The 15,107-nt window shown below is 66.4% G+C and carries 20 protein-coding genes; 10 read left to right on the top strand and 10 right to left on the bottom strand.

Annotated elements, in window-relative coordinates; all coding sequences use genetic code 11:
• Window position 1: 1 nt before the first annotated feature.
• Window positions 2-640: a hypothetical protein gene (locus tag G406_RS0119515; protein ID WP_156934993.1), complete on the bottom strand. Its 639-nt coding sequence runs from the start codon at window positions 638-640 to the stop codon at window positions 2-4.
• Here G406_RS0119515 and G406_RS59760 point away from each other — a divergent pair.
• Entirely contained in the window at window positions 543-1,445 is a 903-nt protein-coding gene (locus G406_RS59760; RefSeq protein ID WP_425414602.1) for a type II toxin-antitoxin system Phd/YefM family antitoxin, read from the top strand. The genes G406_RS0119515 and G406_RS59760 overlap by 98 nt on opposite strands.
• Complete coding sequence (locus G406_RS0119510) at window positions 1,375-1,776, top strand: PIN domain-containing protein (RefSeq protein ID WP_028935115.1); 402 nt, start codon at window positions 1,375-1,377, stop codon at window positions 1,774-1,776. The genes G406_RS59760 and G406_RS0119510 overlap by 71 nt, the downstream gene beginning before the upstream one ends.
• Here G406_RS0119510 and G406_RS0119505 read toward each other — a convergent pair.
• The 3 genes from G406_RS0119505 to G406_RS0119495 form a co-directional block, all read right to left on the bottom strand.
• Window positions 1,773-2,120, bottom strand: a complete 348-nt coding sequence (locus tag G406_RS0119505) for a DJ-1/PfpI family protein (RefSeq protein WP_028935114.1) — start codon at window positions 2,118-2,120, stop codon at window positions 1,773-1,775. The genes G406_RS0119510 and G406_RS0119505 overlap by 4 nt on opposite strands.
• A 68-nt stretch (window positions 2,121-2,188) precedes the next feature.
• Window positions 2,189-2,665 (bottom strand): Asp23/Gls24 family envelope stress response protein, encoded by a 477-nt coding sequence (locus G406_RS48170; RefSeq protein WP_051342370.1) that lies wholly within the window; start codon window positions 2,663-2,665, stop codon window positions 2,189-2,191.
• A gap of 128 nt (window positions 2,666-2,793) precedes the next feature.
• Window positions 2,794-2,988 carry a CsbD family protein gene (locus G406_RS0119495; protein WP_028935113.1) on the bottom strand — a complete coding sequence of 65 codons (195 nt, stop codon included), beginning with the start codon at window positions 2,986-2,988 and terminating at the stop codon, window positions 2,794-2,796.
• Between the two features lie 232 nt (window positions 2,989-3,220).
• Between G406_RS0119495 and G406_RS0119490 the strand changes: the two genes are divergently transcribed.
• The 5 genes from G406_RS0119490 to G406_RS48160 all read left to right on the top strand — a co-directional run bounded on the left by G406_RS0119490 (window position 3,221) and on the right by G406_RS48160 (window position 5,491).
• The gene (locus G406_RS0119490; protein WP_028935112.1) at window positions 3,221-3,790 is read left to right on the top strand and encodes an RNA polymerase sigma factor; all 570 of its coding nucleotides are present in this window, start codon (window positions 3,221-3,223) and stop codon (window positions 3,788-3,790) included.
• Window positions 3,781-4,338, top strand: coding sequence for an Asp23/Gls24 family envelope stress response protein (locus tag G406_RS0119485; protein WP_028935111.1), 558 nt, complete (start codon window positions 3,781-3,783; stop codon window positions 4,336-4,338). Before G406_RS0119490 ends, G406_RS0119485 begins: the two co-directional genes overlap by 10 nt.
• Window positions 4,335-4,811, top strand: a complete 477-nt coding sequence (locus G406_RS0119480) for an Asp23/Gls24 family envelope stress response protein (RefSeq protein ID WP_084216196.1) — start codon at window positions 4,335-4,337, stop codon at window positions 4,809-4,811. The genes G406_RS0119485 and G406_RS0119480 overlap by 4 nt, the downstream gene beginning before the upstream one ends.
• Before the next feature lie 11 nt (window positions 4,812-4,822).
• Window positions 4,823-5,044: a hypothetical protein gene (locus G406_RS48165; protein ID WP_037077424.1), complete on the top strand. Its 222-nt coding sequence runs from the start codon at window positions 4,823-4,825 to the stop codon at window positions 5,042-5,044.
• A gap of 150 nt (window positions 5,045-5,194) precedes the next feature.
• The gene (locus G406_RS48160; RefSeq protein ID WP_169736733.1) at window positions 5,195-5,491 is read left to right on the top strand and encodes an STAS domain-containing protein; all 297 of its coding nucleotides are present in this window, start codon (window positions 5,195-5,197) and stop codon (window positions 5,489-5,491) included.
• Between the two features lie 337 nt (window positions 5,492-5,828).
• Here G406_RS48160 and G406_RS48155 read toward each other — a convergent pair whose 3' ends face one another.
• The 5 genes from G406_RS48155 to G406_RS55865 form a co-directional block, all read right to left on the bottom strand.
• Complete coding sequence (locus tag G406_RS48155; protein ID WP_051342368.1) at window positions 5,829-7,457, bottom strand: GMC family oxidoreductase; 1,629 nt, start codon at window positions 7,455-7,457, stop codon at window positions 5,829-5,831.
• Window positions 7,457-7,606, bottom strand: a complete 150-nt coding sequence (locus tag G406_RS57015; protein ID WP_156934992.1) for a hypothetical protein — start codon at window positions 7,604-7,606, stop codon at window positions 7,457-7,459. Before G406_RS57015 ends, G406_RS48155 begins: the two co-directional genes overlap by 1 nt.
• 145 nt (window positions 7,607-7,751) lie before the next feature.
• A complete protein-coding gene (locus G406_RS48150; RefSeq protein ID WP_156934991.1) occupies window positions 7,752-9,098 on the bottom strand; it encodes an FAD-dependent monooxygenase in 1,347 nt (448 codons plus the stop codon).
• A gap of 171 nt (window positions 9,099-9,269) precedes the next feature.
• The gene (locus G406_RS48145; protein ID WP_051342378.1) at window positions 9,270-10,850 is read right to left on the bottom strand and encodes a GMC family oxidoreductase; all 1,581 of its coding nucleotides are present in this window, start codon (window positions 10,848-10,850) and stop codon (window positions 9,270-9,272) included.
• A gap of 34 nt (window positions 10,851-10,884) precedes the next feature.
• Entirely contained in the window at window positions 10,885-11,214 is a 330-nt protein-coding gene (locus G406_RS55865; protein WP_084216194.1) for a hypothetical protein, read from the bottom strand.
• 54 nt (window positions 11,215-11,268) lie between these two features.
• Between G406_RS55865 and G406_RS48140 the strand changes: the two genes are divergently transcribed.
• Window positions 11,269-11,718 (top strand): FadR/GntR family transcriptional regulator, encoded by a 450-nt coding sequence (locus G406_RS48140; protein ID WP_084216204.1) that lies wholly within the window; start codon window positions 11,269-11,271, stop codon window positions 11,716-11,718.
• A gap of 145 nt (window positions 11,719-11,863) precedes the next feature.
• Here G406_RS48140 and G406_RS0119435 read toward each other — a convergent pair whose 3' ends face one another.
• Window positions 11,864-12,520 carry a TetR/AcrR family transcriptional regulator gene (locus tag G406_RS0119435; protein WP_028935109.1) on the bottom strand — a complete coding sequence of 219 codons (657 nt, stop codon included), beginning with the start codon at window positions 12,518-12,520 and terminating at the stop codon, window positions 11,864-11,866.
• Between the two features lie 535 nt (window positions 12,521-13,055).
• Between G406_RS0119435 and G406_RS0119430 the strand changes: the two genes are divergently transcribed.
• Complete coding sequence (locus G406_RS0119430; protein ID WP_028935108.1) at window positions 13,056-14,084, top strand: alpha/beta hydrolase; 1,029 nt, start codon at window positions 13,056-13,058, stop codon at window positions 14,082-14,084.
• A 195-nt stretch (window positions 14,085-14,279) separates the two neighbouring features.
• Complete coding sequence (locus G406_RS0119425) at window positions 14,280-15,107, top strand: class I SAM-dependent methyltransferase (protein WP_028935107.1); 828 nt, start codon at window positions 14,280-14,282, stop codon at window positions 15,105-15,107.

The raw sequence follows: 15,107 nt of genomic DNA, 5'->3' as shown, positions 1-15,107 counted from the left end.
GTCAAGTCCCCTCGTGAGTCGCACGCCGACGCCGGGCGGACGCACCGATGGGTAGGACGGTCGCCATCGGCTGATCGTCATCGGAGAGCTGCGGGTAGTCGAGACTCTGTTGTCCGAACGCATGCAGCCGCTCGAACAGCGTGAGCTGGAGGTCGACCGCGGGAGCGATCAGGCCCGCCCGCAGCAGGTTCACGATTTCTCGCTGCACGTCGCAGTAGGCGTGCGCGGCCCCGGTCCCGAGTGAGTCCGTCTGCAGGCCGGCAAAGACGTTGTAGCGCTTGCCATGATCGATCAGCATCTGTATCTCGCGTCGATCGAAACGACTCGCACCCGCGTACAAAGTCTCGATCACCCCGGCGCCGTTGAGCACGAAGTCGTCCGCGAAGTCGAGCCGGCCGGCGTCCGGCGGAGGCAGCAGGGACCCGATCTCGGCGAGATGCGCCGGCGTGAGCAGCTCGAAACTACGGGGAATCAACGCACGCTCGATGCGCATGCCGAACCGCTGCGCGGCGCTCAGCTTGTCGCCGTCGAGCGGCGCGACGATGGCGACATCTCCTCGAACGGTGAGGAGGTCTTCGTATTCGAGGCGCTGCACCAACAGAACGAGCGTGGCGAACCTGACCCGCTGCTCATCGGCCACGTCACGTAGCCGGATCGCCTGTCCGGGGCGCAGCTCGCAGCGGTGGATGGCAGTCCTGATCCCGTCCCGGACCAGTTCGGCGCCGCTCGGCCCATCCAGGTCATGGATTCCTCGCATGCGGGCTGAGCCCATCGCGCCATTCTGGGTGATCCGGTATCCGTCGCCTTCACCCTGCCCCGGCCGACGACCGCCCGCGACGTTGATCGAGTTCACAGGGCACCTCCCCGAAGCGCGGCGCTGCCAGCGAATCCGGCTCGTCCTCGGTCTCCACGGGTCGTTCTTCACCGGCCACCACACATACCGGTGGCTGCGTGTCTCCGCCCGCACGGTAGGTAGCACCGTATCCGACAGACTTGTTTCTGGTGTGCTTGATGTGGCGAATGATCGCTACCATATGACCTCAGATCGGCCACCGCACCGCCCTGACTCGGCGGCGTCGGCGAGACGACGAACGCCTACGTTCCGCTACAGTCGTCGCACGACCGAGGTGCCCTCCCGGGACTTGCGCAACGATACGGCCGGGGTACTGCAACGAGTGCAGGACGGCCAGCACTTGGTGATCACAGTCAAAGGCCGGTCGGTGACCTCCCTGGTGCCGCTACCGAGGTCACAGCGGCGCTGGCTGGGCCGTGACGAGCTGGTAAGACGACTGCGAGTAGCCCAGGCAGACCCGGACTGCGTGTCGACCTGGCCCGCCTTGCCGGCGACACCACCGATGACCTCGGACCCATCCTGTGACCGCCACCCGCGGCGTACTCGACACCAGTGCGTTCATCGCCACCGAGAACGGACGGACGCTAGATGAGGCCGCGCTCCCCGCCGAGGCAGCCATCAGCGTGGTCACGCTGGCTGAACTACACGCCGGGGTGCTCGCCGCAACCGACGTCACCACCCGAGCACTACGCATGGCCACACTCAACGCCGTAGCGGACATCGAGCTACTGCCCATCGACGAAAAGGCCGCGATCGCCTGGGCGACAATGCGGGCACGCTCGGCCGAAGCCGGCCGACGGATCAACATCAACGACCTCTGGATCGCCGCGAGCGCCGCCTCCCGTGACCTACCGGTCGTCACGCAGGACAACGACTTCGAACCACTGATCGAGCTCACCGACCTACACGTCATTTCCTGTTAAGAGCGCGCCCGCGCGTACCCTTCAGCACCCCGTATCGGCACCCTGGACGGGGAAACGGTCGCCGCGCCGACCCGTTCGGTCGAGCGTTCGGCCCCAAGTGGCTTGAGAAACTCTCGGAATCCCCAGTGCACGGCGGCGCGGTAGCCGTCCAGCGACCCGGCGGTGCCGAGGACGAGCGAGCCGGTGCACACCGAGGTGATGTACCGAGCCGTCCGGCCCCGGTCACCGAGGAAACCGCGAGCCTCCGGATTGGCGATTGCTTCTGTGGTCCCGAAGCCACCGGGGACGACCAAGATGTCGACCGTGCTCGCTGAAGTCTTCGGCCAGGAGCGCGCCGAAGCCATCCAGCTCATGCTCGAATACGACGGGTCGCCACGGTGTCGGGCACCGGGCACGGATTCAGCCGAGGTGCTCAGGCGACCCGGGGGATGCTCGGCACGATCGGGGCCGGGGTGTCGTCGTCGGCGGGCAGGTGTACGTCGCCGACCGCGATGTTGACCTCGACGACCTGCAGGCCGGTCATCCGCTCGATCGCGCCGATCACGTTGCGGCGCACACCGGCGGCGACCTCGACGAGTCCGACGCCGTATTCGACGACCACGTTCAGATCGACCGCCGTCTGTCGTTCGCCGACCTCGACCGAGACACCGTGGGAGACGTTGCTGGTGGCTCCGGGGATCCGTTCGCGCAGCGCGTCGAACGCACGGGCCGCGCCGCCACCGAGCGCGTACACACCGGGTACCTCTCGCGCTGCCAGGCCGGCGATCTTCGATACCACGACGTCGGCGACGCGGGTCTGGCCCTGGTCGCTGGTCAGTGCGCTCACCGACACGGTGTCGTTCTGCGACTCCGACGCGGTGCTGGTCGACGCGGTCGCGGTGCGGGTCATGGTGGACTCTCCTGAAATGTGGGGTGAGTGTCTGGATGGGGTGTTTCGAGATGGTGGGTGGTGTGGCCCGATGGGTGGGGCGGTGATCGCGGACTACGCGGTGTCGCGGCCCCACCCGCCGGCGGCAGCTACTTCTTGAAGGCGTCCTTGAGGTCCTTCGCGGCGTCCTTGACGCTTTCGCCTGCCTGCTTCACACCGGACTTGCCCTGGTCGACCTTGCCCTCGGCTTCGAGCTTCTCGTTACCGGTGGCCTTGCCGACGGTCTCCTTGGCCTTGCCCTTGAGCTCTTCGGCCTTGTTCGAGATCTTGTCGCCGAGTCCCATGATGTGACCCCTTCACCGTCGATCCGGCAGCCCACCGTTGTGGGTGCACACCGGGTCAGACATCACCGTTCCGGAAATGCTCACGCGGCCTCTGCGGTGATCTAGAGCACTAATGTTTCTGTCGTTGAGGCCGTGACTAATAGCTGGTCGGCGATGTCTGCCCTTAAGACAGCAAGTGGTCTCTCTAAGGAGGCGATGGGTGTCTCATCCAGACGCCGGGCCGGGCGGCACCATGGTGCTGACGGCAACGGCGATCGACGACGCGACGCTGGTGGTGCGCGCCCGCGAGGGCGACCTCACCGCGTTCGAAGCGCTGGTGGCCCGCTACCAGAAACGGATCTACCAGTTGGCGTTGCGGATGACCCGTGACAGGGCGGACGCCGAAGACGTCACCCAGGAGGTGTTCCTGACCGCGTGGCGGCGCCTGCCGGAGATACAGCAGGAGGCGGCGTTCTCCGGGTGGCTCTACACCACCGCGACCAACCGGTGTCTGACCCTGCTGCGCAAGCGTCGCCCGATCACCGCGCTCGACGAACAGGACACTCACGGCGAACCGGCCTGGACCGCACCGCTCGGACAGGATCCGCAACGGTCGGCGCAGACCATGGCGCAGCTCGAGGCCCTGTCGGAGGCGTTGGGGCAATTGACCGCCGCGCAGCGAGCCGTGTGGTTGTTACGTGAAGCGCACGGCCGGTCCTACGACGAAATCGCTCGAACAATGGACACCACTCCGGACTCGGTCCGGGGCAGGTTGTCCCGGGCACGAGTTCAGCTAGCGGAGTTGATGTCCCCATGGCACTAGAGCGGACCCGCGGCGGCCACCTACTGCCGTGTGAGCGCTACGTCGAGGACGTCCTCGACGAGCTCGACACCGGCAGGCTCAGCCCGCACACCCAGGACTGCCCACACTGCGCGACGGCGCTGCGCGGTATCGAAGCACTCCACGACGCCACCCAGACGTTGTTGGCCGATCCGGCTGAACCACCGGTCGGTCTGCTCGATCAGATCATGAGCGCGGTACGCGCCGAGGTACGCCGAGGCGATGCGCTGGCCCTGCCCACCACACGCCGCAACGCCGAGATCTCCACCCGAGCCGTGGCGAGCCTGCTGCGCTTCGCCGCGGACACCGTGCCCGGGGTACGGGCTCGACACTGCCACATCGTTCCCGGTGATCGGGCCGACACGGTCGACATCGACATGTCACTGTCCGTGCGCTACGGCAACACCGTCGAGGTTCTCGTCGCGGAAGTCCGCGATCGGGTCACCGCCGCGATGTCGGCCAACATCGGCCTGCGCGTCGGCGACATCGACATCGACGTCGTCGACCTCTGGGACGAGGAGTCGGGATGAGCAACGAGCTGCCCCTCCGGCGCGGCGACGCGCCTCCGGATGACACCCACGGACCCGAAGGGCTCTCGGCGTGGTCAGCCAGTGCCGCCACCGAAAGCAACGCCGTAACCGACGTTGAGATCGACATCGAGGTAACCGCGGCGGCGGTAGCCGCCACCGCTGCTCGGGCCACGGTGGGTGTGGCGCGGCTGCAACCGGGGGTCTGGGGGCTGGTCCAGAAATTCAGCCAGCAGATGTGGGAACGCGCCACCGGCAAGACCTATCCCGACACCGCCGGCGTCGAAGTCACGCTCGACGGCGACACCATCGCGGTCGAGGTCACGCTGGTCCTGCACGGGGGCTACCAGGCCGCCGCGGTCGCCGACGCGGTCCAACAAGCGGTCCCACCTGCCGTCACCGCAGCGACCGGACTGGCTGTCAGCACGGTCACGGTCCGCATCACCGACATCGACCTCACCCCACTTCTGGCCTGAAAGGCACTCCTATGCTCGCGTTCCTGTCCAAACGACTCCAGCTTTGGCTTCTGCTCGCTCTCGGAGTCCCGCTGATCGCCTGGCTGCTGGGCTTCATCGGTGACCGCATCGAAGCCCGTACCGGACCCACCACCACAACTCGCGTTCTGCGCAAGGCCCGAGGCTGGCTCAACCGACGCTCCCGGGGTCCGCTCGCCCATCACGACGAGACACCGGACAACCGACCTACCTGACGACATCACGCGCCGTAGCGCCCCGGTACATCTCGAACACACCACGCAGCCTGCCCGTAACCAAGTCACGGCCAGCGGCGCACGTACCCATTCAGCGCCATTCCGTCCACACCCATGCCCACGAGAAAGCCACGAGCTGTGATCCCACAGGTGAGCACCACGCTGCGTGATGACGCCGCCCCGGCCCGCCTTCTCATAACTGGCGAGGTCGACCTGGCCACCGCCGAACAGTTCCGTGCTGCCCTGACCGAGGCCATCACTCGGCACGAGCGGGTGATCGTGGACCTCACCGCCGTGCAATTTCTCGGCAGCATCGGGATCGGCATCCTCTACATCCACGCCCACCATCTCATAGCGATCCTGGTCAAAGCCGACACCATCATCAGCCGAGCCATCACCATCGCCGGGCTAGACCTACTCGTCACCGTCCTACCGCACCACACCTGACCCCGAACGGCGCCAACATCCGGAACAGCCTCCTGATGTATCGCAAATCGCGCCTATCGAGACCGCACACGGCGCAGGGGGCAACACACCAGGTCAAGGTCGGTGGTGGCTACCGTTAGGAGACGGTAGCTCACCTGGATCCGCATCCAGCGGTCCTGGCCCTGGGCTCAGCAGCTCGCCACCACGTTCGCCCGACTCCACTCCCTGCCCATCCACCCGCGGACTGAACCCAACTCCCAGCCCTCACGAATGAGACGGAGCACCCGGCAGAACAGCAGGCCGGACGCCCCACGCGCCCCGACCCGGAAACCTGAGACGATCATGAAAGAGAGATCAACTACCGCTGGTCATGAATAACCGGGGTAACTACACAGTCCCGCAGGATGCGGTGCGCGGCGTTCCAGGCCAGTGCCATGGTCGGGGCGGCGTTGTTCCCAGCGGTGATTGCGGGGAAGGCTGAGGCGTCGATGACCCGCAGTGCCTGTGTACCCCGGACCCGCAGGTCGGCGTCGAGAACGGCGTCGTCCGTGGCGCCCAGGGCGCAGGTCCCTACCGCGTGGTACCCGGTCATGCCCGCTTCGAGGGCGTGACGGACGACTTCCTCGGGCTCGTCCGGGTTGGGCAGAGCGGCCGGCGGTACGCCTTCGTGGGCCACGACGTCGGTGAAAGGTTGCTCGGCGAGGACCCGGCGCAGGCGACGGACGGCGTGTACGAGAACTTCCCGGTCGTGGCTGCTCTCGACATACCGAGGGTCGATGCGGGGGGCGTCGTCGATGGTCGGGCCGCTGATGTGCACCGATCCCTGGCTGGTCGGGAACGCCGGGTAGAAGGCGAGGGTCGCGCCGGGGCGTGGAAGGCCGGGCGCGGCGCTGTGCGGGGCGAAGTACAGCTGGGTGTCCGGCCCTGGTGAGTCCGGGTCTGCCTGGAACATGCCCATCACTGTGCTGCCGCCGTGGGAGATGACGCCGGTCCCGGTCGCCAGATACCGAGCCCAGGCGACCGCCCGTCCGGTGGCCGAGTCGAACACGGGGTCGTGGCCATGCGCTCCGTCGAGATGGATCGGGACGAAGAGGCCCCGATGCTGACGGAGACCCTCACCCACACGCGGGCTCTCCACCAGCAGGTCCACCCCTGCCGCGGCGAGGACGTCCGGCCGGCCCACTCCGCTGCGTTCGAGCAGAGTCGGACTGCCTACTGCCCCAGCGCAGAGCAAGACCTCGCGGGCGGCGCGAAACCACACCGAACGGCCTCGAAGCCGTGCGGCCACCCCGGTGGCCCGAGTACCTTCGAAGGTCACACGCTCGACCTCGGCCTCGGTGACGACGGTGACGGTGCGTCGGCGGCGGGCAGGGCGGAGGAACGCGGCGGCAGCGCTGACACGTCTGCCGCGTCGCGTGGTCAGCGGGGCGTAACCGATGCGTTCCCCGACCGTCTCGTTCACATCCTCGGCGTAGGCGACGCCGTCCTTCTCCAGCGTCTCGATGAACCGGTCGCTGAGCGGATCCCGTGGAGCCGAGATGCTCACCGGCAGCCGACCTCCTGCCCCGCGCTCGGGACCGGCGCCGAGCGCGTGGTCCTCGATTCCGCGGTATGCCTCACAGAACGCCGCCCAATTCCACCCGGCGAGGCCAGCGCGTTCCCACGCGTCGTACGACGCCGGGACACCACGGTTCCATTGCTGTCCGTTGATCGTGGTGGAACCGCCCAGGACGCGACCGAAAGGCCACTGTTCGCCGGGCGCGGCGCCCAAGGGCTCGGTCGTGACAACCCGAGTCCAACGAGGGTCGCCGGCCGTGACCTGCCAAGCGCTCGGGACGAGATGGCGAGGGTGACGGTCCGAGCCGCCCGCTTCGACGACCAACACGCTGTAGCGGCCATCGGCGCTGAGTCGCTCAGCGAGCACCGAGCCCGCCGCGCCGCTGCCAACCACGACGTAGTCGTGTGCCCGGACCGGGGAGGTTGCCATCACCGATCCTGCTCGACACGGCGGTTCCCGCTGGTGCCGCCGTCGCCCATGATCTGCGCTCCGGTGACGAACGTGGCCGTCGCCGCTCCGATCTCCTCACCACCACCGGTGACCAGAACGCCATGCCCGGCGAATCTACCGCTACCCACACCACACCTCCTTCGGCCAGGTTTCCACTGGCCCACAAAAGACCACCAACGCCTGTCTGCTGATCTACCTGCTCGAGTTCGACGGCTGCATCAAGCGCCGGTGCAGCATCTGGGAACGAACCAACGCCGACCGCTGGCAGATCGTCTACCGCCGAGGCACGCGTGCGCTCGCATCTGGGCGGCCCGCACCTGGGCGATGGTTTACGAGCACCGCACGCAGCGCGAGGCTGGGTTCGTTGAGCGTGTCGGGGTGCGCCATCATGGCGGTGACGGCGCCGACCCGACGGGCGACGCCAGGGTCGTCTATCGCCGCGAGCATGATTTGTGAGCGTAACCATCGGCGCATACGAGCCCAGACGGTGCCGGGGCCCGAGGGAGCAGTCCGTTCGAGGTCAGCGCCCGCCGACATCTCCCACGCCGCATCGACGACGACACGCTGTAGGGCGAAGAACTCGACTGGCATGCGTCCCAGATCGGGCTGATCACACAACCAGTACGACAACGTGGATGCATGCAGCGCGGCTGAGGAGATGCCCTGGCCCCAGGTCGGGTTGAAGGAGGCGACCGCGTCACCGACGGCCACAAGCCGCGCTGGAAGGTGAGCGAGCTCGTCATAGCGGCGGCGTTGGTTGTCGCGCATCCGGTAGGTCGCAATCGGAGCCTCCATCTCTCCCTGGACGGCCTCGGGGAACGGCGCGGGCAGTAACGCGCAGAGTCGGCGGAACTCATCTTCCGTGCGGCCTGGCCAGTGGTCCTCCAGACCGGCGAGCAGCACCATCCAGCGGTTGTCTTCAATCGCGCTGGCCGCGGCCGCGTAGAGGTCTTCGGGCCCAGCGCCCTGGCTGTAGCGGATCAACGCCAACCCCAGGTCAGGAACTCCTGACGCACGTGAGAAGACCCCGGTCACGTAATTGACGCCCGAGTACACCCGTTCCACCCGAGGTGGACACCACCCCTCGGCGGCAAGCCAGCCGGCCGTTTGACTGTGCCGCCCCATGGCGTCGACCACCAGGTCCGCCGCGATGGTCTCGGACCGTCCCTCGGCGTCCTCAACTCGCACACCACAGACCGCCGACCCGGCGAACTCCAAGCCTCGCGCCCGGGCGAGCACGATCCGTACCTGGCCCGCCGCCAAGGCACGCCGCCGGATGAGGGCTTCGAGAAGCTCACGACTCGCGGTCAGCTGGCGTTGGCCGCGAAGGGCTACAAGGCGAGTGTCATTCTGGTAACGGGCGGTCCGGGAGAGGTCCGACAACACTCCCCCGGCCGCCTCAGCCTCTGCCATGAATCCGGGGAACCAACGTTCGAGCTGAACCCTGCCCGCCGCAAGCAGGTTGTGAATCTGGCCGCTCTGCGGGACACCGCTACGCCGTGCGGCGCCGGTCTCGACGTCGTCGCGCTCCACCACGACCACCGTCTGCGCATGCTCACACAGGACCCGCGCGGCCAACAACCCCGCAATACTGCCCCCGAGCACGACAGCGGTCCCCATCCGCGCCCCACCGCAGGCAGCGGGAGCCGGCGAGGCCAGCCGATCAAAGATCGAAACCCGATTCAACGAATGCCCTCCACCAGTAATAGACCGCTATCCAGCGCTTTCGTCAGTACCGCGATCGAATGTCGACGTGAAGTCAAGTTTTATAGCGAGCGGTCGATGTCGCGATCAGCCGCGACGGAATCCGTGGGCATCGTTGGCTGACTGCGCCGCCCGCTCACCGATGACCACGCATGGGGCCATGGTGTTGCCGGTGGTGATCCGAGTAAGAACGGACGCGTCCGCGACTCGCAGACCCTGCACGCCATGCACGGCGAGGCTCGGGTCGACTACGGACACGGCGGGGTCGATGCCCATGGCCGCCGTGCCGCTCTGATGCCAGAAGGTGCTTGCGGCATCGCGGAGGAAAGTATCGAGACCGGCACCCGCCAGTGACCCGGGCATGACCTCGCGGCGGCGGAAAGTCCGTAGCGCCTCGCTGTTACCGATATCGCGGGCGAGCCTCACGGCGGCGCGAGCGGTCCGCAGGTCGGCCGGGTCCGCGAGTGCGCCGGACATGATGCGCGGCGGGTCCGCGGCGGCGGTGCCGCTGATCTCGATACGTCCCCGACTCGCGGGCCGGGACAGGCCGATGAAGATCGACCATGCATGCTCGGGCAGACCGAACCGGGTGGCATTCCCCGGTGTAGTCAGGGGTGCCTCCGGCAGAAACCCGAGCAGGTCAGGAGAATCCAGCGAGTCGTCGCTACGGGCAAGGAACATCGACTCACCGATGTTGTTGCGCGGCCGCAGGGGCACGGCGGCCTCCCAGACACAGCTGAACGCGATGTGGTCTTGGTAGTTACGTCCAACAGCAGGCAAATCGGCGACCACAGAGACACCGAGCCGGGTGAGCAGATCGGCGTCCCCAATGCCCGAGCGCATCAACAACGCCGGAGTTGCTATCGCGCCGAGAGAAACCACCACTTCGTAGCTCGCCCGCACCTCTCGCTCAACACCGTCGATGCGTACGACAACGCCTGTCACCCGGCCGGCGCGCACAACTAGTCGTTCCACCGTGGCGGCGGTCCGCACGGTCAGGTTCGGTCGATCCCGCACAGGGGTGACGTAGCCGCGATACACCGACTGACGGGGACCGTCGCGGATGATGGTGTCGGTGAGCGCGGCCACGCCCGCCGCTCTCTCCGCGGCCGCACCGTTAATGCTGTCGACGGTCTCGAGACCGATGCTGGTGGCGGCGGCGCACAGGGCGTGCGCGATCGGGTGCGGATCGCGCGGCGGGCTGACGTACATCGGCCCGCCCGCGCCTCGGTAGCCCGGATCGGCGACGCCGTGCCAGTCCTCGATCCGCTCCCGGTAGAGCTGCAACACGGCCTCGTAGCTCCACCGCTGGTCACCGGTCACCGTGGCCAGATAGTCCCAGTCACTCCGGTGCCCACGGACCCAGGCGAGCACATTGACGCTCGACCCTCCACCCAACCCTTTGCCCATCGACAACGGCAAAGCGCGCCCATTGAGGGCCGGATCTGGCTCGGCCGCGAAGCCCCAGTCACGTTCAGAGCCCAGGTTCTCGGGCCAACGCAGCGGATCATCAACAGTCGCCGCGTCGTCCGTCGGGCCTGCCTCGAGGAGCAGCACCCGCACGTCCGGGTGCGCCGAGAGCCGAGCCGCCACAACCGATCCCGAAGACCCAGCCCCGCACACGATGACGTCGTAGCTCCTCGACAGCTCTTCACACGCGATGGTCATCGCTTCCTCTCCTGAGGCGAAGCCGTCAGTTACGTTACAATGATTGACTGTAACGTACTGCGGCCGCCGGTCGGCGCGCTGCGCCTCGCGCAGCCCGCCCCGCTCGCCGCCGAGCACCTCGACCCTGGCGTTGACCGCTGCCCTGCCGTTTGGTCCGCAGGTCAATGTGCCGCTGCCAGATCCGCGAGCTGCCCAGGTAGGCCCGGTCCAGCTCGTCGAGGTGGAAGTCGGTCTCGCTCCACTGACTGAACCGCTCGGCGGGCTCGCCGGCGTGCAGCTGGGCCCAGTCGTCATCGGACATGCCCGTCGGGCGCACCCAGTCACAGGAGTCCCGCAGCTGGTTGAGGTAGCGGCCGGGGGTCATTCGTCGTCACACCGCATCGTCGAGGACATCGGCGGCGCGCTGGGGGTGCTGGTCATGACTCCGAAGCTCGGGCTCGAGGATCTACTCGAGGCGCGAGTGCTCCTCGAGCCCGCCGCGGCACGACTCGCCGCCGAACGCGCCGACGCCGAAACCATGGAAGCGGTGCTGGCCGCCGCCGCGGCCCCACGGGACCCCCGTGACCCCAGCGGGTTCGTCCCCCACCTCGACTTCCACACCACCATCCTGATGGCCACAGGAAACCTGATGTTCACCATGATGGGCCAGCCAGTGAGCGACGTGCTGCGCACGCGACTGCAGCGCAGCGCGGTACAGGGCAGCGAGTGGGACAAGGTCGACGAGTGTCACCGCGAGATCGCCGAACACATCTCCGCTGGCGAGGCCGACGCCGCGGAACGGAGCATGCGCCAGCATCTGGAGGATCTCAAACACCTGTACGAACGCGCGGGCCGCTGGACCGCCTCCGACCGCACTTCAGAGCCGTGAAGAGTCCCGAGCCACTCCGAATAGGTAACCTGGACCGAAGCCGTGCGGAATGTTCGAGGCGCCCCTACAAGACCGCCGGACGGATCCGCCAGGACACGTTCTGCGACGTCCGTCTGACTCTGACCTTCATTGATTGTCGTCGGCTTCAGGAAGACTTCAGCCTTCGGCGATTCGTCGCGGCGAATGACTGCACGTAATTGAGAGCGGCCGTGAGTGCGTCTCGCAGTGGCGAGATATCGCGATGAGCCAGAGTGAGTAGCATACCGCCCTGGAAGGCAGCCATCAGAAAACGTGACAGCGCGACGGGATCGGCGTCGGATCGTAGTTCTCCTCGTTCGCGCATCGACTGCAGGCCGTCGCGAAAGACACCTTCCCAGCGTTCGAAGCCGTCGGCGATCTCGGGGAGCATCTCCGCGTCCGTCTTGATGATCTCGCTGGCCAGTGAACCGAAGCTGCAACCACCGCGAAGAACTTCTACCCGTTGAACGTAGAAGTCGACCCACGAACGCAACGCGGCGAACGAATCCAGGCTACCCAACGTCGGGCCTTGATACAGCGCGATGATCTGATCGGTCCGCCACGCCATCACAGCTCGAATCAAATTCTCTTTCTCTGGAAAGTAGTGGCTGAGCTGCGAGCCGCTGACGCGGGCCGCCTCGCGTATCTGCTCGTTCGTCGTACTCCGCACCCCGTGCTCGTAGATCAACTCCGCGGCCGCTTGGATGATCCGGTTCCGGGTCGCCAGTCCACGCCTGGTCAAGGGCCTACACGTAGGCGTCTCGGATCGCTGGATCGCCGCCATGGCGTCACCGTACTCCGGACCGTCTGGCGGAGTCGGAGGTCATCTTCCTCGTCACCGTGTGGCGGGCCGAACAAGGCTGCACAGGCCAACCGGTTGCGATGTGATCGGCCGACCCTCGGCGTCGCGGACCCGTGCACCAGCGTCTCCGGCGGCTACCGCCTCCGCCCCGCGACCGGGTGGCGATCCGATTGACGAGTCAGCAAGACAGTCTCGGGTGCCGGTCGGATCCACCGACGGTTCGTGCCGCCGCGCCTTAGTTACCAGGTCAGCGAGCTGAAGCCGGGGCAGCCTCCACCATACCCTCAAGGCGAAATACTGGGCTGCACGACCCATTTACACTCTCGATACTGGGTTGTGCAACCCATTCATCTCTTCGGGCGCAGCTCGGCGCTCGACCGAAACTTCCGGGCGCAAGCGCCAGTTGAGGGCCATGGCGGGGGCGACGCTCGCGGGTCGTCCCGGTGTTCATCGGACAACACACTGAAAGGCCCCGACGATGAGGTTCCCGATAACAGCGTGGTCCTGTGGACTCGCGGTGCTCGCAGCGGCGAGCCTGGTGCTCGCCGTAGTAGGCACCGCCCAAGCCGATTCCGGATCCGACGTGGTCTCTGTTCCGGTGTCGTTCGAGGTCGTGACCGACAACCAGTCCGGATTGCCCTGCGCCGTCGGTGGCGCGATCCCGTCACTGCTGCCGATCGAACATCACGAGACCGTGCGCGGCCACATCACCGGGTCGCGCCACGAGTTGGACAATCACCGCCTCAACGGCACCGTGTATACCCACGGCGACGGCTACGACGAATCCTTCTGGCGCTATCCGCGCAACAACAGCTACAACTACGCCGACCAGATGGCTCGCCGCGGTCATATCTCGATCACCTTCAATCGCCTCGGCTACGGCGACAGCACAGCCCCCAACGGCAACGATATTTGTTTCGGAACCGAAGCATCAGTCGTACATCAGATCATCGGGCAGCTACGCAACGGTGACTATCGCGGTGCCCGCACACCACACTTCGATCGCCTCGGTCTGGTTGGCCAATCCGCCGGCGGATTCATCGCCGAACAAGAGGCAGCCGGATTCCATGACATTGATGCTCTGGGGGTGCTCGATGCCGGCGAGCTGAACGCCATGCCGTTACTTGCGATACGTAGCGGGCAGCAGCAGGTTCGTTGTCTCACCGACTCTCGTCATGGCTACGCCGGGCTAGAAGCCGACGGACGCCAGTTCGCCGACGACCACATCTACAACGCCGATCCGGAGGTCGCCGACTACCTGGTTTCACACCGCACGATTGATGCCTGCGCGGGTACCCGCAACGCGGCGCAAACCCTAGCCGGTGATGGCGTCCGTAATAGCCTAATCAAGGTTCCGGTACTGGTCCTCAGCGGCGCGAACGACAAGTTCTTCCCTCATCCACAGCTGCAGGCCAAGGCTTACACCCAGAGCCGGAAGGTCACCGTCGAAGAAGTTCCGGCAACTGGACACGCGGTCGCGTTCAGCCGCGAGTACCGCAGGTTCCAAGACAGCATGAACACCTGGCTCAACAGCAACCACCTGTGACGCCTCGGGGCGGCCTTGGCACAAGGATCGGCGCCACGCCCTCGGTGTCGAGCGGCTCCCAACTGATATCGACCCCTTCCCAAAGGTTGGTGTCACCACCTAAACCGACACACGTGGCACGCCCGCCGTTGGTCCAGTTTCATCTGACCGCCACACGACACCCAGGACCTCAGCGGAAGGAGAAGATCGGGCAATATGAGCCACGACGCTGACACACCCGAAGAGTCGACACCGTTCGATGGTCCGATTCCTGAGTTCTACGAGCAGCATCTAGTACCGTTGATCTTCGCTACGTACGCCGACGATCTCGCCTCAAGGATTGCCGGCTACCGCGGTGCCATTTTGGAGACCGCGGCTGGTACAGGCGTACTCACCCGCAGGCTGGTCCAGACACTCGACCCGTCAGCAACCCTGTTCGCGACCGATATCAGCGATTCCATGCTGAGGCGCGCCCAGGACATGGGTACGGATCGACCGGTGACCTGGGCGGCAGCCGATGCGATGGCATTGCCGTTTCCTGACTCGTCATTCGACGTCGTGGTGTGCCAGTTCGGGATCATGTTCATGCGGGACAGAGTCCGCGCGCTCGCGGAGGCACGGCGAGTACTGCGCCGTGATGGCGTCCTGTTGTTCAACACGTGGGACCGAATCGAAGAAAACGAGTTCGTCGGCGTGGTCAGCGACGCTGTCGCCGCACTATTCCCCGCTGATCCTCCGACTTTCATCAACAGGGTTCCCCATGGCTACCACGACCCCCATGCGATTCGGGACGACGTGCGAGCCGCCGGGTTCACTCGGTCACTGCGGGTCATCTCGGTGCAGGCCCTCAGTCATGCAGCCTCGGCGCGCAGCGTCGCCGTGGCGTGCTGTTGTGGCACGCCGCTTCTCACCGAGATCGAAACTCGCGATCGCTCAAAGGTCGACGAGGCCATCGAGTCAGCTTCCCGGGCCATCGAAGATCGCTTCGGCCAGGGGCCGATCAGCGGGAGGCTCAGCGCATGGATTGTGAGTGCCCGCAAGTGA

It is taken from the genome of Actinospineispora spinosispora DSM 44797, from assembly GCF_000429025.1.
GTDB lineage: Bacteria > Actinomycetota > Actinomycetes > Mycobacteriales > Pseudonocardiaceae > Pseudonocardia > Pseudonocardia spinosispora.
The sequence above is the reverse complement of the archived record's forward strand: the minus strand, read 5'-3'. Positions and strand labels throughout refer to the sequence as shown.

Coding starts and splice junctions, on each gene's coding strand:
- G406_RS59760 (WP_425414602.1), top strand. CDS start 543: ATGGCGACATCTCCTCGAACGGTGAGGAGGTCTTCGTATTCGAGGCGC.
- G406_RS0119505 (WP_028935114.1), bottom strand. CDS start 2,120: ATGGCTTCGGCGCGCTCCTGGCCGAAGACTTCAGCGAGCACGGTCGAC.
- G406_RS48170 (WP_051342370.1), bottom strand. CDS start 2,665: ATGACCCGCACCGCGACCGCGTCGACCAGCACCGCGTCGGAGTCGCAG.
- G406_RS0119495 (WP_028935113.1), bottom strand. CDS start 2,988: ATGGGACTCGGCGACAAGATCTCGAACAAGGCCGAAGAGCTCAAGGGC.
- G406_RS0119490 (WP_028935112.1), top strand. CDS start 3,221: ATGGTGCTGACGGCAACGGCGATCGACGACGCGACGCTGGTGGTGCGC.
- G406_RS0119485 (WP_028935111.1), top strand. CDS start 3,781: ATGGCACTAGAGCGGACCCGCGGCGGCCACCTACTGCCGTGTGAGCGC.
- G406_RS0119480 (WP_084216196.1), top strand. CDS start 4,335: ATGAGCAACGAGCTGCCCCTCCGGCGCGGCGACGCGCCTCCGGATGAC.
- G406_RS48165 (WP_037077424.1), top strand. CDS start 4,823: ATGCTCGCGTTCCTGTCCAAACGACTCCAGCTTTGGCTTCTGCTCGCT.
- G406_RS48155 (WP_051342368.1), bottom strand. CDS start 7,457: ATGGCAACCTCCCCGGTCCGGGCACACGACTACGTCGTGGTTGGCAGC.
- G406_RS48150 (WP_156934991.1), bottom strand. CDS start 9,098: ATGGGGACCGCTGTCGTGCTCGGGGGCAGTATTGCGGGGTTGTTGGCC.
- G406_RS48145 (WP_051342378.1), bottom strand. CDS start 10,850: ATGACCATCGCGTGTGAAGAGCTGTCGAGGAGCTACGACGTCATCGTG.
- G406_RS55865 (WP_084216194.1), bottom strand. CDS start 11,214: ATGACCCCCGGCCGCTACCTCAACCAGCTGCGGGACTCCTGTGACTGG.
- G406_RS48140 (WP_084216204.1), top strand. CDS start 11,269: ATGACTCCGAAGCTCGGGCTCGAGGATCTACTCGAGGCGCGAGTGCTC.
- G406_RS0119435 (WP_028935109.1), bottom strand. CDS start 12,520: ATGGCGGCGATCCAGCGATCCGAGACGCCTACGTGTAGGCCCTTGACC.
- G406_RS0119425 (WP_028935107.1), top strand. CDS start 14,280: ATGAGCCACGACGCTGACACACCCGAAGAGTCGACACCGTTCGATGGT.